Below are 15,043 nucleotides of genomic sequence, written 5' to 3' on the forward strand. Positions count from 1 at the left end.
GGGGTCGTTTCAGCGAGACATGACATCCGGGGATTTTGCATGACGGCTGCCGACCTCACCGACATCATCAGCGACAACGTTGCCACCTTTCCGTTGAGCGCGCCGCGCATTCCCGAGCCCGAGGGGGCCGAGCGGCGCAGCTTTCGCACCATCTGGATCAGCGACGTGCACTTGGGCACCAAGGGCTGCAATGCCGACATGCTGATCGACTTCCTCGACCGCACCGATAGCGAGGTGATGTATCTGGTCGGCGACATCATCGACGGCTGGCGGCTGAAGAAGAAGTTCTACTGGCCCTCTGCCCACAACGACATCGTGTGGCGCATCATGAAGCGCGCCCGGCGCGGGACCCGGGTGGTCTATATCCCCGGCAATCATGACGAGATGTTCCGGCAGTTCACCGGCCTCAATTTCGGCGGGATCGAAATTCGCCGCGCTGCTTTTCACGACACCGCTGACGGCCGCCGGTTGATGGTGCTGCACGGCGACGAATTCGATGCGGTGATGCTGTCGCACCGCTGGCTCGCCTTCGTCGGCGATCATGCCTACCACCTGATGATGAAGCTGAACGTCACGGTCAACACCGTGCGGCGCTGGCTGGGCAAACCCTATTGGTCATTGAGCAAGGCGGCCAAGCACAAGGTCAAGAACGCGGTCGAATTCATCGGCAAATACGAGGAAGTCGTCGCCCGCGCGGCTGGCGAACGCGGGGTTGACGGGGTGGTGTGCGGCCACATCCACACCGCCGAGTTCCGCCATTTCGATCACAACGGGCGGCGCATCGAATACTGGAACGATGGCGATTGGGTGGAGGGCTGCAATGCGCTGGTCGAACATCACGATGGCCGGATGGAAATCCTCCACTGGGCCGATGAAATGAAGCGCCGGATCGTGGAAGAAGGCGGTGAGGAAGCGCCCGCGCCCGCACCCGCACCGGCCGATCCCGCACGCGAGGCGGCGTGAACAGGCACACGACGATCCTGTCGGACACCGCCGCCGCAGCGATTGCGCCCGGCGCACCCGGATCGATTGCAATCGTCACCGATGCCTGGCACCCGCAGACCAACGGCGTGGTGCGCACATTGTCCACCACCTGCGAGGTACTGCGCGGCTGGGGGCATGACGTCACGGTGATCTCGCCCGAGGGATATCCCTCGATGCCCGCCCCGACCTATCCCGAGATCCGCCTGGCGCTGACCGCCCCCGGTGGAGTCGGGCGGCGGCTGGCGAAAGTCGCGCCGGACGCGGTGCATATCGCCACCGAAGGCCCGCTGGGCTTTGCCGCGCGGGCCTATTGCATGCGCCGCAAGGTGCCGTTCACCACCGCCTATCACACCCAGTTTCCCGATTATCTTGCGCGCCGCACCGGCCTGCCCGCAAGCGTGTTCTGGCCCTATATCCGCTGGTTCCACCGCCCGGCGGAGGCGATCATGGTGGCGACCGAAACGATCCGTGCGCAGTTGCGCGAACAGGGGCTGACGCAATTGACCCACTGGAGCCGCGGCGTCGATCTCGCGTGCTTTTCTCCCACTGCACCCGCGCCGCCCGAATATGCCGGTATCGAAGGCCCGATCCTGCTTTATGTCGGGCGCATCGCGGTCGAAAAGAACATCGAAGCCTTCCTCGCCTGCGATTATCCCGGCACCAAGGTGGTGGTCGGTGACGGCCCGGCGCGCGCGGCGCTGGCGGCGAAATTTCCGGGCGCGCTGTTCCTCGGTAAACGCACCGGGGCGGATTTGGCAGGCTGTTATGCCGGGGCCGATGTGTTCGTGTTCCCGAGCCGCACCGATACCTTCGGCCTCGTGATGATCGAGGCGCTCGCCTGCGGGACGCCGGTGGCCGCTTTTCCGGTGGCCGGGCCGCTCGATATCGTGACGCCCCAGGTGGGCGCGCTGTCCGAGGATCTTACCCGCGCGATCGACGCCGCCCGCTATTGCGATCGCACCGCCTGCGCTGCCTACGGCGCGAGCTTTTCGTGGGAAGCGGCGACGCGGCAGTTCCTATCGGGATTGGTCGCGCTGGAGCAGGGCGAAGCAGTCTCGCTACAGGCGATACCCGCGTTATAGGCCGCATCGGCCGCGTGCGGAACACTGGCCGCCGCCCCGCACCCTTTTCCTTGCCGTTTGATGCGCCATCGCCTATCTAGGCTGTCAAGGTGGCCGCTCCGTGAGGGGCGGCCCTTCTATTTTGAACGGAGATTTCCCATGGCTATCAAGGATCAGCCCAAGCCGCTGATGCCGCACGCCACCGCGACCTGGCTGGTGGACAACACCGCATTGTCGTTCGAGCAGATTGCCGAATTCTGCGGCCTGCATATTCTCGAAGTGCAGGCGATGGCCGACGATCTGGCAGGCAGCAAGTATACTGGCCGCGATCCGGTCCATTCCGGTGAGCTGACCCAGGGCGAGATCGAGGCGGGTCAAGCCGACGCGAGCTATTCGCTGCGGATGCACAAAGCCCCGGTCGAGGTCACGCGCACCAAGGGCCCGCGTTACACCCCGGTGTCGAAGCGGCAGGACAAGCCCGATGGTATCGCGTGGATCCTGCGCAGCCATCCCGAAGTGTCGGATGCGCAGATCTCCAAGCTGATCGGCACCACCCGCAACACCATCGGCGCGATCCGCGAGCGGTCGCACTGGAACATCCAGAACATCCAGCCAAAAGACCCGGTGACCCTGGGCCTGTGTTCGCAGCGCGAACTGGATGCGATGGTGGCCAAGGCTGCCAAGCGTGCCGGGATCACCGAGGACGCCGAGCCGGTCGTGAAGCCCGAGCGCAATGATCGCGAAAATCTGATTGCGGAACTGCGCGCCGAACGCGACGCCACCCACAAGGCCGCTGCCGATGCCGCGCAGGAAGCCGAGGCCGAAGCCTGGCTCGCCGCCCGCCGCGCCGCCGAAGCGAACGAAGAAAAGATCGACCCCGAAAGCGGGTTCAAGGACTGAGTCCTGCCGGCCGGAGCGCGCCAAACGCTCCGGCCGCGGCAACTGGCCGCAGTTGCGCGAAATTAGCGGTTCCGGCGCGGGTTTCACTTGTGCGCGCCCGCATTGTCGGCCAAGATTACTGACATGCTTGTCAGTAACGCTGCCTACCATCACCCGACCCCGCTCGACACCAGTTTCGAGGCGCTGAGCCTGCCGGACATGTTCGAGCGCACCTGGCGCAAGAACAAGAGCGCGCCGTTCCTGCACTTCCTCGGGCGGACCTACAGCTACAGCGACATTTATGTTCAGGCCTGCTGCTTCGCCGCCGGCTTGCAGGATATGCTCGGCATCCAGAAGGGCGACCGGGTCGGCCTGTTCCTGCCCAATGTCCCGATCTACGCTGCCGCCTATTACGGGGCGATGATGGCGGGGGCGGTGGTGGTCAATTTCTCGCCGCTCTATTCGGTCGAGGAACTGAGCTGGCAGGTGAACGATTCCGGCACTCGCGTGCTGGTGGCGCTGGATGTGCCCGAACTCTATCAGACTGCGCGCAAGGTGCTGGACGGATCGGCGCTGGAGACGCTGGTGGTGGGCAGCCTCGCCGAGATGCTGCCATGGTACAAGGGCATCGCACTGAAGCTGCTGAAGCGCAGCCAGATTGCCGAAGTCGCCTATGGTCCGAACATCTTGAGCTGGGACGCAATGACCCCGGCCCGTGCGGTCGCGCCGGTCGAGGTCACTCCGCAGGACCTCGCCCTGCTGCAATATACCGGCGGCACCACCGGACGGCCCAAGGGTGCGATGCTAGGCCACGACCAGCTGAGCATAAATGCGCAGCAGGTCGCCGGGATCAATCCCTTCGGTGATGCCAGCGATGAAGTGTTCATGGGGGCGCTGCCGTTCTTCCATGTCTTTGCGAACACAGCGCTGCTCAATCACGCGGTCTTTACCGGCGCCTCGATCGCCATGGTGCCGCGGTTCGAGACCAAGCAGGTGCTGGAAACGATCCAGAAATATCGCTGCACCGGCTTTCCCGGCGTGCCGACGATGTTTCAGGCGATGCTCGATCATCCCGATCTCGCCAAGACCGACCTGTCGAGCCTGAAAGTCTGCATCTCGGGTGGCGCGCCGATGCCCGGCCCGGTGCACGTCCGGTTCGAGGAGGCGACCGGGGTGCGGCTGGTCGAAGGTTACGGCCTCACCGAAAGCGCGGGCGTGGTCTCGGTCAATCCTTACGAAAGCACCCGCAAGCGCGGCACCATCGGGCAACTGGTCCCCGGCACCGAAGTGATCCTGCTCGACAAGGAGCATCCCGAACAGCTCGCCCCTGAAGGCGAGCCGGGCGAGCTTGCCGTCCACGGCCCGCAGGTCATGCGCGGCTACTGGAACCGGCCCGAGACCGACGCCGACACCTTTGTTGAGCGCGATGGCAAACGTTACCTGCGCACCGGCGATGTCGCGCGGGTGGACGAGGACGGGTTCCTCGAGATCGTCGACCGGATCAAGGACATGATCGCGGTGGGCGGGTTCAAGGTGTTCCCCAGCGTGGTCGAGGACGTGATCCTCGAACATCCGGCGGTGAAGGAAGCGCTGGTCATCGGCGTGCCCGAGGAATACCGCGGCGAGGTTCCGCGCGCCTACATAACGTTACACGACGGCGCGACCGCCACGGCAGACGAACTGGCGGGCTGGCTCAACGCGAAGATCGGCAAGCACGAACGCGTCGATCAGGTGGTGATCCGCAGCGAATTGCCGCGCACCATCATCGGCAAACTCGACCGCAAGGCGCTGCGGGCGGAAGTGCTGTAGGAAGGAACCGTTCGCTCGAACGGGCCGAGGCAGCCAGACCTTATTCCGCGGCTTCGACGCTCGGCACGCTCGACACGGCCTTGACCGCTGGTCGCGCGTTTGGCGCGAATCGGCCATCGACCTGCGCGCCCTGTTCGATGGTCAGGGCATCATAATGCACATCGCCTTCGATCCGGGCAGTTTTGAGGATCACCAGATCGCGCGCGGTGATAGAACCCGTCACCGTGCCGGCCATGCGCGCACTTTCGGCGGTCACAGCGCCGCTGATGCTGCTCGATTCGCCCTGAACGAGCGATGCGCATTTGATGTCGCCCTCTATCGTGCCGTCGACATGCAGATCGGCGGTGGCGGCGATATCGCCCTTGATCACCACATCCGCGCCGATCACCGAGAAGGTCGAGCCCGAGGCCATTGCGTTGCCTTTACTTACTGGCCGCGACGGCGCCGGGGGCGGGGTCCGGTCTGCCGGAGCGGACTTCTTTGAGAACATCGGGAGCGGTCTCCAGGAAGGGGCGCGGATTGATCGCGCGATTATTGATGCGAACCTCGAAATGCAGATGCGGCCCCGTGGAACGGCCGGTACTGCCGAGCCCACCGAGTGTCGCGCCGGCTTCCACCAGTTGGCCCGGTTTCACGTCGACCCGCGACAAGTGGGCGTAGCGGGTCATCAGCCCATTCGCGTGGGTGACCTCGACCGCTTTGCCGTAGCCGCCTTTGCGCCCGGCGAAGGTGACACGGCCATCGGCGGCCGCGAAGATCGGCGAGCCGACCGCGCCTTTGAAATCGATCCCCGAATGCATCGCGGCGCGCCCGTTGAACGGGTCGCGTCGATAGCCGAAGCCAGAAGTGATGTTCTCGGCCGTCGCTGGCACGACCTGCGGAATTCCGTCGAGAGCGCGCTCGAGAGCCGCCATCCGTGCGAGGCTGAGCCCGAGCCGTTCGAATCGCGAATCAATCCCGCCTGCCGATGACCCGGACAGCGCCTCGAATGGGCCGCCCATCGCCTGCCCCATTGACTGTTGTGCCTTCCGGCTGAGCGCACCGGGATCAAGGTTGAGTTTGCGCATTGCCGCTTCGGCACGGCGCGACCGGGCGTCGGCGAAGCGGGTCAGGCGTTCGACCACGGCAAGCTGGCGCGCCTCGACTTCGGCAAGCCCGCGCGCCTGCGGGAAAGATTGGCTGACTTTCTCGATTGTCTTGGCCGCCTCGGCGGTCGAGTCGGTCACCGTGCCGGCGGCGGCACCTTCGGCCACGATATCCTCGGGCAGCATCCGCGCCATGTCTTCCAGGTATGCCTGCCGCTGCTGGAGGTCGTCCACGACCCGGTCGATATCGCCGCCATAGGCTTCGAGCCGTTCCTGCGACTTGGCGACCCGTGCGCGCTGCTGTTCGAACGATGCGAGATCGGCTTCGGCGCGGTACTGGCCCCAGGCCATCATGGCCAGGGCAATCAGCCAGCCCAGCACAAGCGCGACCACCGTGGCCGCGGCGCGGATCTGGAGCGTCGACGAGATCTTGATGAAACGCACCTGACCATCGGAGCGCATGAAAAATTCGCGATCGGGGAACCACTGCCGAAGCTGCTGGCTCCACTTACGTGTGGAAATACTGTCTGACACTGCGGCCCCGATTTTATTATCTATGCCCCACACCCATGTTGCTATCAGCGCAATCCTTAAGGGTCGATTGGCAACGCGCCGCAAGGGGTGAACCGAAGCGGAATTGCGGCGAGTGGTTCATCTGCGCGCCATGTTCCACAAATGCTGCGCGCAATTCGCCGAAAGTTGCGTTCCCGCGATGCTTCTGTTCCTGATTCGTGCCTTGGCGGCGGCGTACGCTTTCTGCGCGGGCCTGACAGCGCACGGCGCGGCTGCTATGGGGCGGCTATGACCCAGACAGCGACACAACAAAAGAACTCCGAAACCCACGATCCCGCAGAACTGATCGGCGCGCTCGCCCGCGCCGCCCGATTGGCGCAGCGCCAGCTTGCCGCCATGACCAGCGAGGCTCGTGCCGCCGCACTTCATCTTGCCGCTGACCGGCTCGAAGCCTCGGCCCCGGCGATTCTCACCGCCAATGCCAAGGACATCGCCGCAGGCGAGGCGCGCGGCATTGCCAGGGCGATGCTCGACCGGCTGGCGCTCGACGAAGCGCGGCTTGCCGGGATTGCCGCAGCCGTGCGCGCGGTTGCCGATCTGCCCGATCCGGTGGGCGAGGTGATCGACACGGCCGAGCGGCCCAACGGCCTGCACCTGCAGCGCATCCGCGTGCCGATCGGCACCATCGGCATCATCTACGAAAGCCGCCCCAACGTCACCGCCGATGCCGCCGCGCTGTGCGTACGCGCGGGCAATGCGGCGCTGCTGCGCGGGGGGAGCGAGGCGGTGCATTCCAACCGCGCGATCCACGCCGCGCTGGTGGCCGGGCTGGAAGATGGCGGTGTACCTGCCGATGCGGTGCAGCTGCTGCCGACGCAGGACCGCGCCGCCGTCGGCGCGATGCTGGCCGCCAGCGGGTTGATCGACATGATCGTGCCGCGCGGGGGCAAGAGCCTCGTCGCGCGGGTGCAGGCCGATGCGCGGGTGCCGGTGCTCGCGCATCTAGATGGCATCTGCCACACCTATGTCCACGCCGCCGCCGATCCCGAGATGGCGCAGGCGATTGCGCTCAATGCCAAGCTGCGCCGCACCGGCATCTGCGGGGCGATGGAAACGCTGCTGATCGACGCCAATTTCCCTGAGAGCGAAAAGCTGGTCGCCGCTCTGATCGACAAGGGCTGCGAAGTGCGCGGCGATGATCGCATCCGCGCGCTCGACCAGCGCGTCACTCCCGCCAGCGCCAATGACTGGGACACCGAATATCTCGACGCCGTGCTGTCGGTCGCCATGGTCGACGATCTGGACGCGGCGCTCGCCCACGTTGCGCGCCACTCCTCGGGCCATACCGATGCCATCGTGACGTCGGATGAGGACGTGGCCGAACGGTTCCTGACGCAGGTCGACAGCGCCATCGTGATGCACAACGCCTCCTCGCAATTCGCCGACGGGGGCGAATTCGGCCTCGGCGCGGAGATCGGCATCGCCACCGGGCGGTTGCACGCGCGCGGACCGGTCGCGCTCGAAGGGCTTACCACCTACAAGTGGCAGGTGCGCGGCGCAGGCCAGGTGCGCCCGTGACGGTCCGGCCCTGACGGCGCAAGGGACAACAGCGCTTGAACTCACGCCCGGTCACGACGGGGCTGCTGGGGGGCAGCTTCAACCCTGCGCATGGCGGGCACCGGCGAATCAGCCTGTTCGCGGCCGACGCGCTCGGGCTGGATGAGGTGTGGTGGCTGGTTTCGCCCGGCAATCCGCTCAAGCCGCGGGCCGGGATGGCGCCGCTGACAGCGCGGCTGCATTCCGCCAAGCAACAGGCCCGCCGTGCGCCAATCGTGCCGACCGCGATCGAGCAGCAGCTGGGCACGCGCTACACCGCCGACACGCTGCGCGCGCTTACCCGCCGCTATCCCAAGCGGCGCTTCGTGTGGCTGATGGGGGCCGATAACCTCGCCGAGTTGCACCGCTGGAAGGACTGGCGGAGAATCGCCCGGACAATGCCGATTGCGGTGATCGCCCGTCCGGGCTATGATAGAACCGCCATGACGAGCCCCGCCATGGCCTGGCTCAGGCGCTACCGTGTTCCTGCCGCCAGTTTTCGGAAACGGGGGCAATGGAGCGCACCGGCTCTGGTGTTATTGCGTTTCGATCCGGATCACCGCTCGGCCACGGCACTTCGCAGTGCCAATGCCGGGTGGGTCGAGGATATCCTCGGCACGGATCGTGGCGATAATGGACCTGACACGCCGTTGCGAGACCGGCTGACATTTCGCAGCATCCGGACAGAGGAAGAGGCATGAAGCGCTTGTCCCGCGTTTCGTCTCGTCCCGCTTTCCGTCTGCGTCCTGTCAGCCTTCATCGCCCTGAACTCTGGAGATACCCGATTGCCGATGACCGAGGCATTTGTTGCATCCATTCCGCTCGCCCCGGCGCAAGCCGCGGCGCAGACGGCCCAATCGCTGGCGCACTCTGAGATGAGCGATCATCCCTTGCACCAGTTGGTGATGACCCAGCTTGACGACGATCAGGCGCAGGAGATCGTCTCGATCCCGCTCGAGGGAAAAAGCTCGATCGCCGATCACATGGTGATCGCCAGCGGCCGCTCCACCCGGCAGGTCGCCGCGATGGCGCAGAAGCTGGGCGAAGCGATCAAGAAGGCCGGATTCGGTCACGTGCGGATCGAAGGTCTGCCCGCCGCCGACTGGGTGCTGATCGATGCGGGCGACGTGGTGGTGCACCTGTTCCGCCCCGAAGTGCGCAGCTTCTACAACCTTGAGCGCATGTGGTCGTTCGAGGGGAGCGATACGGCAGCAACCGGGCGCGCGTAATTTGAGTTCCGCAGCCCCTCCGGGCTGCGAAATCCTCGCTCATGCGGCCTGAAGGCCGCGTCGCTGCGGGTGGGCGGTCGCCCTTGCGGGCCGCGCTGCGGCCCGTTTGGCTCCGTTTCCTCGAGGTGGTCAACATTCTCCTCCACGTCATCGCCCGGGGTAAGATCGGCCGCTCGCCTGAGGGCGAGCTGGTGGATCGCTATGCCAAGCGGATGACGTGGCCGGTGAAGCTGACCGAGTGGCCCGATACCGGCGTGGGCAAAATCGCCGATCCGCTTACCCCCTGCCGCACCGTGCTGCTCGATGAACGCGGCAAGGCCATGACGTCGGAGAATTTTGCCGCCCTGCTCGGCCGCTGGCGCGATGAAGGCGTGCGCGAAACCCGCTTCATGCTCGGCGCGGCGGACGGGCATTCGGATGCCGAACGCGCCTCTGCCGACCTGCTGCTCGCCTTCGGCCCCGCCACCTGGCCGCATATGCTGGCCCGCGCAATGCTGATGGAGCAGCTCTACCGCGCTGTCACCATCCTTGCAGGGCATCCCTATCATCGGGCAGGATAGGATCATGAACCGCCCCGCGATCCCGATACTGTGCCTCGCCATCGTGCTGACGGCTGCGATGGCCGTGGCCCTGCCCGAAACGCGCGCGGCGCGAACGCCGCTGCTGCTGGAGCCTGCCGAGGCCGAGGCCCAGCTTGCCCGCGCGGCCCGTGAAAGCCGCCGCGCCGATATCCGCGCCGCGCGCCTGACCCGCGAGGCCGAGGTCGCCACCGAAGCCGCCAGCCGGACCGCGCGCGAGGCCGCCGCGCTCGCCGCCCGCATCCAGCAGGCCGAGGCCGATATCGAAGTCGCCCGCGCGCGCTATTCCCTGACCCGGGCCGAACGTGCGGCGCTGACTGCGCGGCTGGCCGAAAAGCAGGAGCCGACCGCCCGCCTTGCCGCCGCGCTGCAGACGGCGTCACGCCGTCCGCTCGCCCTGTCCGCGCTGCAACCCGGTTCGCTCAAGGAGGTCGTCTATGTCCGCGCCGTTCTCGACAGTGCGGTGCCGCAGATCCGCGCCCGCACCGCCGGTCTGCGCGCCGAACTGGATCGCGGGCGCGCGTTGGAGGCCGAGGCGGGGCGGACGCTGGCCGAAGTCCGCGCGGGTGAGCAGGCCTTGCGTGAACGCCGCACGCAGCTTGCCGCGCTCGAAAACCGGCAGCGGATCGCCTCGCGCGCCGCACGCGGAGCGGCATCGCGTGAGGCCGAGCGCGCGCTGGCGCTGGGCGAGGAAGCGCGCGATCTCGATGGACTGGTGGCACGGCTTGGCGAAGTGGCGGCACTGCGGCGCGAACTGGCGGCGCTGTCCGGCCCGGTACCACGCCCCGCCGATCTTGCCGCCGATCTTGCCGCCGATCTTGCCGGGGTGCGTCCGGCGGCGTCCGGCCCGTTACCGGCGCCTTCGGTTCCGACCCCTGTCACAAGCACCCGGCCGCCGCCGGGGTTGCAACTGCCGGTCGACGGTCGCACGCTGATTGGCTTCGGCGCCAAGCGCGACAGCGGCATCGCCAGCACCGGGCTGGTCCTCGCGCCTGCCGACGGCGCGCAGGTGGTCGCTCCTGCCGGTGGCCGCATCGCCTTTGCCGGGCCGTATCGCGGGTTCGGGCGAATCGTCATCATCGAACATGAAGGTGGCTGGGCCAGCCTCGTCACCGGCCTTGCGCGGGTCGATGCCGTGGTCGGCGATAGCGTGATCGGCGGTAGCCCGATCGGTGTCGCAAGCGGGCGGGAAGACCCGGTAAGCTTCGAACTGCGCCGCGACGGCGAACCGGTCAACCCCTTGCAATACCTGCGATAGCGCCGATCTGGACAGCAGGAATGCAGCCGCATCTGTCCCGTCCGGATACGCGGGGTGCCCACATGCACGCTCTCATCTGGCGTTAAGCCAGCAGAACCTATACATTCGCTTCCCGAAGGAGCCTTGCACAACCCATGAAATTCGCCGCTCTCCTGCGCAGCGCCGCGCTTGTCACCGCGGTGGCGCTGATCCCCGCCACCACCGCCACCATGGCCCAGGTCGATGGTCGCGCCGGCCCTGAATTCGCGAAGCTGTTCGCGGTGTTCCAGCGGGTGAAGGCCAGCTATGTCGAGCCGGTCGAGGATGACGTGTTGATCCGCGGCGCGATCGACGGGATGCTGGCGGCGCTCGATCCGCATTCGGCCTATCTCGACGGCGGCGATCTGCAACGGCTCGAAACCATGATCGAGGGCAATTACGCCGGTCTCGGCCTTTCGGTCGTGCTGGAAGACGGCGCGGTCAAGGTGATCTCGCCGTTCAATGGCAGTCCGGCGGATAATGCCGGGATCAAGGCCGGCGACTTCATCACCCATCTCGATGGCAAGCTGATCTATGGCGGCAGTCTGGATGACGCCGTGGCGCAGATGCGCGGGCCTTCGGGCACCACAATCCAACTTACGATCTTCCGCCCCGGCCGCGACGAGCCGCTGGAAGTGGACGTGACCCGCGGCGTGATCGAACTGGAACCGGTCAAGCATGAGCTGTCCGCGGGCAATATTGGTGTCATCACCGTCAACGAATTCTCCGCCGATGTCGGCGCGGATGTGTACGCCGCTTGGCAGGCGATTCGCGAAGAGGCGACGGGGCGCGTCAGCGGTCTGGTGCTCGACCTGCGCAACAATCCGGGCGGCAGTCTGGACGAATCGGTGGAGCTGGCCGATCTGTTCCTGACCGATGGCCGGATCGTCAGCCAGCGCGGGCGCGCGCGCGGCGAAACCATTCTCTACGATGCCGAAACCGCCTATCGCGGCGACATGGCCGAAGGTGTGCCGGTGATCGTGCTGATCAATGCAGGGTCGGCTTCCGCTTCGGAAATCGTCGCGGGCGCGTTGCAGGATCACCGCCGCGCGCTGATCATGGGCGAGCGCAGCTTCGGCAAGGGTTCGGTGCAGTCGCTGTTGCCGCTGGGCCGGGATGCGGCGCTGAAACTGACGACCGCTCGCTATTTCACGCCCGCAGGCAATTCGGTGCAGGAAGGCGGGATCAAGCCCGATATCGCGGTGCCGCAGCTGTCCGATCCCGATCTTGTGCTGCGGATGAAGTACCAGACCCGCGAAAGCGATCTGCGCGGGCACCTGATCAACGAACTCGGCATCAAGGACGAGGAGATGGAGGCCGATACCATCGCCGATCCGCGTTTCCAGCTGACCGCCGACGAGCTGAAGGATCAGGGCGTCGAGGATTTCCAGCTGCACTATGCGCTGGAAACCCTGCGCCGCACCACCAAGAGCACGGTCGCCCTGAGGCCAGCGCTGCGACCGGCCAAGCGTTAAGGCGCAAGGCATGGACAGTCTCGGCAAGGCGCGGCTGCTGGCCGTGCTGGTTCCCGCCGCCCTGCTTGGCGGGGCGTATGTGGCGCAATACAGCTTCGGCCTGCCGCCGTGCGAAATGTGCTGGTGGCAGCGCTATCCGCATTTCGCGGCGCTGGGGATTGCGGGGCTTTCTTTCGTGATCCAGCCCGCGCGGGTCTGGGTAGCGTTGGCGGGATTTGCGATCATCACGTCGGGGTTTATCGGTGGTTTTCATGCCGGGGTCGAATATGGCTGGTGGGAGGGGATCACCGGCTGTTCCACCCTGCCGTCAAGCGTGGATGTGATGAATGTCTCCGCCGCGCCGTTGATCCGCTGCGATGTCGCCCCCTGGACGCTGTTTGGTGTCTCGCTGGCGGGGTTCAATTTCCTGATTTCCTGCACGGCGGGTGCGGCCATTGTGGCGCTCGCGGCGTATAGGAAGTAGGCAGGAGCGAAAGGAGCCGATTATGCAACGCGATGAACTCCACCGCATGATCCGGGTCGATCAGGCCGGCGAATTCGGCGCGACCCGCATCTACGAAGGCCAGCTGGCGGTGATGGGCGACCGCGCGCCGCATTCCGCGGAAATCCGCCACATGGCCGAGCAGGAGCGCGAACACCGCGCCAAGTTCGATGAACTGCTGGTCAGGCGCGGGGTGCGTCCCACCATACTGCATCCGTTCTGGTCGGCGGCGGGCTATGCGCTCGGCGCAGGCACCGCGCTGCTCGGCCCGGAAGCCGCGATGGCCTGCACCGCCGCGGTCGAGACCGAGATCGACAAGCATTACAGCGACCAGTTGGATAAACTGAGCGAGAGCGGTGAGGATCCCGAACTGGCCGACATGATTGAGGCGTTCCGCGAAGACGAGCGCGAACATCGCGATGCCGCGCTGGCGAACGGCGCCGAACGCGCGCCCGGCTATCCCTTGCTGGCCGGAGCCATCCGGCTCGGTTGTCGTCTTGCGATCAAGGTGAGCGAGCGCCTTTAGTTCTTCGCACCGGCCTCCGCCGGTGCGTCCTCGGCGCTGTTCCTCCGCTACGCTCCGGGCGCCTGCGGGCGGCCGGTCGGCCTTGCGGTCGCTGCGCGACCGAGGCTCTCCGACTGCACAGTCTTTACAAACTCCAGTACACCAGTTCCTGTGGCAGCCCCGTCCGGTCGAGCGCGCTTTTCACGTCAACCAGCACACCTCCTTCGCGTACCCGGGCGATCAGGTCTGCCGGGTCGGCGAGATAGCTGGCGTGGTTCACCGCCAGCACCAGCGCATCGAGTCCGACCAGATCCTCGGGCGGGCTCAGTGCGATGCCATATTCGTGCAGCGCAGCTGCCGGTTCGGCGAGCGGATCGCTCACCAGCGCTTCGATCCCGTATTCGCGCAGTTCGGCGAGGATATCGGGCACCTTGGAATTGCGGATATCGGGCACGTCCTGCTTGAAGGTCAGCCCCATGACGCCAACCCGCGCGCGGCATGGAGAAACCCCGTTCGCAATCATCAGTTTGACCAGCTTCTGCGCGATCGCCTGCCCCATCGAATCGTTGATCCGCCGGCCCGCCAGAATGACCTCGGGCCGGTAGCCGAGCTTTTCTGCCGCCGCCGTCAGGTAGAACGGATCGACCCCGATACAGTGCCCGCCGACCAGCCCTGGGGTAAAGGGCAGGAAGTTCCACTTCGTCCCTGCTGCCGCCAGGACGTCACGTGTGGCGATGCCCATCCGGTCGAAAATCAGCGCGATTTCGTTCATCAGCGCGATGTTGAGGTCGCGCTGGGTGTTCTCGATCACTTTCGCCGCCTCGGCCACCTTGATCGAGGGCGCTTCGTGCAGCCCCGCGTCGACAATCGCGCCATAGATCGCGCGCATCCGGGCAAGCGCCGCTTCGCTATCGGCGGCGATGATCTTGGTGATGGTTTCGAGCCGGTGCACCTGATCGCCGGGATTGATGCGTTCGGGACTATAGCCGAGCGCAAAGTCGCGGCCTTGCCGAAGCCCCGACAGTTCGGCGAGCCAAGGACCGCAGATATCCTCTGTCACGCCGGGGAAGACGGTCGATTCGAACACCACCAGCGCGCCCTTGGTCAGGCGCGGGCCGATGGTTTCGCAGGCCTTGCACAAGGGCGTGAGATCGGGGCGGCGTTCCTCGGTGATCGGGGTGGGGACCGTGACGATAAAGACGCTCGCGCCCTCCATCGCTGCCGGATCGTCGGAGACTTCAAGACCGCATGACGTCAGCCGGTCATCGGAAATCTCTCGGGTTGCGTCATGCCCGGCATGCAACGCGGCGATGCGGTGGGCCGAAATGTCGAAGCCCACCACCTTGCGCCCGTTCCCGCCGCACCGTTCGGCCAGCGCCACGGCAACCGGCAGGCCGACATAGCCAAGCCCCACGACTGCGATATTCCCGTCCATGCACGCCGCCTAGCTTAGCGGGACTCAATTTTTCGCTAACCGCGCCCGCCGCAGCGCACCGCTTCACGGGCGGTTCAGCGCAAGCGCTCTAGACAAGCATGCCCGCCCGAAGGCATGGCAGGGACAGACCGCTGTGC

General features: G+C 66.1%; 15 protein-coding genes. 12 read left to right on the forward strand and 3 right to left on the reverse strand.

Annotated elements, in window-relative coordinates:
- Nucleotides 1-39 precede the first annotated feature (39 nt).
- From J3454_RS09765 to J3454_RS09780, 4 genes are all read left to right on the forward strand, one after another.
- Entirely contained in the window at nt 40-963 is a 924-nt protein-coding gene (locus J3454_RS09765) for a UDP-2,3-diacylglucosamine diphosphatase (protein ID WP_349513572.1), read from the forward strand.
- Nucleotides 960-2,066, forward strand: coding sequence for a glycosyltransferase family 4 protein (locus J3454_RS09770; protein ID WP_502878577.1), 1,107 nt, complete (start codon nt 960-962; stop codon nt 2,064-2,066). The genes J3454_RS09765 and J3454_RS09770 overlap by 4 nt, the downstream gene beginning before the upstream one ends.
- 138 nt (nt 2,067-2,204) lie before the next feature.
- Nucleotides 2,205-2,945, forward strand: coding sequence for a DUF1013 domain-containing protein (locus J3454_RS09775; RefSeq protein ID WP_349513573.1), 741 nt, complete (start codon nt 2,205-2,207; stop codon nt 2,943-2,945).
- A gap of 123 nt (nt 2,946-3,068) precedes the next feature.
- Nucleotides 3,069-4,733, forward strand: a complete 1,665-nt coding sequence (locus J3454_RS09780) for an AMP-binding protein (protein ID WP_349513574.1) — start codon at nt 3,069-3,071, stop codon at nt 4,731-4,733.
- Nucleotides 4,734-4,773: 40 nt separating this feature from the next.
- Here J3454_RS09780 and J3454_RS09785 read toward each other — a convergent pair whose 3' ends face one another.
- Together J3454_RS09785 and J3454_RS09790 are read right to left on the reverse strand one after the other, a co-directional pair.
- The gene (locus J3454_RS09785) at nt 4,774-5,145 is read right to left on the reverse strand and encodes a bactofilin family protein (RefSeq protein WP_349513575.1); all 372 of its coding nucleotides are present in this window, start codon (nt 5,143-5,145) and stop codon (nt 4,774-4,776) included.
- 10 nt (nt 5,146-5,155) lie between these two features.
- Nucleotides 5,156-6,352 (reverse strand): peptidoglycan DD-metalloendopeptidase family protein, encoded by a 1,197-nt coding sequence (locus tag J3454_RS09790; protein ID WP_349513576.1) that lies wholly within the window; start codon nt 6,350-6,352, stop codon nt 5,156-5,158.
- A 267-nt stretch (nt 6,353-6,619) separates the two neighbouring features.
- Here J3454_RS09790 and J3454_RS09795 point away from each other — a divergent pair, with 267 nt between their 5' ends.
- The 8 genes from J3454_RS09795 (at nt 6,620) to J3454_RS09830 (ending at nt 13,492) form a co-directional block, all read left to right on the forward strand.
- Nucleotides 6,620-7,909: a glutamate-5-semialdehyde dehydrogenase gene (locus tag J3454_RS09795; protein WP_349513577.1), complete on the forward strand. Its 1,290-nt coding sequence runs from the start codon at nt 6,620-6,622 to the stop codon at nt 7,907-7,909.
- 35 nt (nt 7,910-7,944) lie between these two features.
- Nucleotides 7,945-8,628: a nicotinate-nucleotide adenylyltransferase gene (locus J3454_RS09800; RefSeq protein ID WP_349513578.1), complete on the forward strand. Its 684-nt coding sequence runs from the start codon at nt 7,945-7,947 to the stop codon at nt 8,626-8,628.
- Between the two features lie 174 nt (nt 8,629-8,802).
- Nucleotides 8,803-9,156: a ribosome silencing factor gene (gene rsfS, locus J3454_RS09805; protein ID WP_349513932.1), complete on the forward strand. Its 354-nt coding sequence runs from the start codon at nt 8,803-8,805 to the stop codon at nt 9,154-9,156.
- 134 nt (nt 9,157-9,290) lie between these two features.
- Nucleotides 9,291-9,716, forward strand: coding sequence for a 23S rRNA (pseudouridine(1915)-N(3))-methyltransferase RlmH (locus tag J3454_RS09810; RefSeq protein WP_349513933.1), 426 nt, complete (start codon nt 9,291-9,293; stop codon nt 9,714-9,716).
- Between the two features lie 4 nt (nt 9,717-9,720).
- Nucleotides 9,721-10,992, forward strand: a complete 1,272-nt coding sequence (locus tag J3454_RS09815) for a murein hydrolase activator EnvC family protein (protein WP_349513579.1) — start codon at nt 9,721-9,723, stop codon at nt 10,990-10,992.
- Nucleotides 10,993-11,126: 134 nt separating this feature from the next.
- Nucleotides 11,127-12,485 carry a S41 family peptidase gene (locus J3454_RS09820; protein ID WP_349513580.1) on the forward strand — a complete coding sequence of 453 codons (1,359 nt, stop codon included), beginning with the start codon at nt 11,127-11,129 and terminating at the stop codon, nt 12,483-12,485.
- A 10-nt stretch (nt 12,486-12,495) separates the two neighbouring features.
- Nucleotides 12,496-12,948 (forward strand): disulfide bond formation protein B, encoded by a 453-nt coding sequence (locus J3454_RS09825; protein WP_349513581.1) that lies wholly within the window; start codon nt 12,496-12,498, stop codon nt 12,946-12,948.
- Nucleotides 12,949-12,970: 22 nt separating this feature from the next.
- Nucleotides 12,971-13,492 (forward strand): demethoxyubiquinone hydroxylase family protein, encoded by a 522-nt coding sequence (locus J3454_RS09830; RefSeq protein ID WP_349513582.1) that lies wholly within the window; start codon nt 12,971-12,973, stop codon nt 13,490-13,492.
- A gap of 124 nt (nt 13,493-13,616) precedes the next feature.
- Here J3454_RS09830 and J3454_RS09835 read toward each other — a convergent pair whose 3' ends face one another.
- Nucleotides 13,617-14,906 carry a nucleotide sugar dehydrogenase gene (locus J3454_RS09835; protein ID WP_349513583.1) on the reverse strand — a complete coding sequence of 430 codons (1,290 nt, stop codon included), beginning with the start codon at nt 14,904-14,906 and terminating at the stop codon, nt 13,617-13,619.
- Nucleotides 14,907-15,043: the final 137 nt, after the last annotated feature.

Origin of the sequence: Erythrobacter sp. NFXS35 (assembly GCF_040148725.1) — a bacterium.
In the GTDB taxonomy this organism is placed as follows: Bacteria; Pseudomonadota; Alphaproteobacteria; order Sphingomonadales; family Sphingomonadaceae; genus Erythrobacter.

Excerpts from the sequence above, each read along its gene's own strand:
- J3454_RS09765 (WP_349513572.1), top strand. The coding sequence starts at position 40 with ATGACGGCTGCCGACCTCACCGACATCATCAGCGACAACGTTGCCACC.
- J3454_RS09775 (WP_349513573.1), top strand. The coding sequence starts at position 2,205 with ATGGCTATCAAGGATCAGCCCAAGCCGCTGATGCCGCACGCCACCGCG.
- J3454_RS09780 (WP_349513574.1), top strand. The coding sequence starts at position 3,069 with ATGCTTGTCAGTAACGCTGCCTACCATCACCCGACCCCGCTCGACACC.
- J3454_RS09785 (WP_349513575.1), bottom strand. The coding sequence starts at position 5,145 with ATGGCCTCGGGCTCGACCTTCTCGGTGATCGGCGCGGATGTGGTGATC.
- J3454_RS09795 (WP_349513577.1), top strand. The coding sequence starts at position 6,620 with ATGACCCAGACAGCGACACAACAAAAGAACTCCGAAACCCACGATCCC.
- rsfS (WP_349513932.1), top strand. The coding sequence starts at position 8,803 with ATGAGCGATCATCCCTTGCACCAGTTGGTGATGACCCAGCTTGACGAC.
- J3454_RS09815 (WP_349513579.1), top strand. The coding sequence starts at position 9,721 with ATGAACCGCCCCGCGATCCCGATACTGTGCCTCGCCATCGTGCTGACG.
- J3454_RS09820 (WP_349513580.1), top strand. The coding sequence starts at position 11,127 with ATGAAATTCGCCGCTCTCCTGCGCAGCGCCGCGCTTGTCACCGCGGTG.
- J3454_RS09825 (WP_349513581.1), top strand. The coding sequence starts at position 12,496 with ATGGACAGTCTCGGCAAGGCGCGGCTGCTGGCCGTGCTGGTTCCCGCC.
- J3454_RS09830 (WP_349513582.1), top strand. The coding sequence starts at position 12,971 with ATGCAACGCGATGAACTCCACCGCATGATCCGGGTCGATCAGGCCGGC.
- J3454_RS09835 (WP_349513583.1), bottom strand. The coding sequence starts at position 14,906 with ATGGACGGGAATATCGCAGTCGTGGGGCTTGGCTATGTCGGCCTGCCG.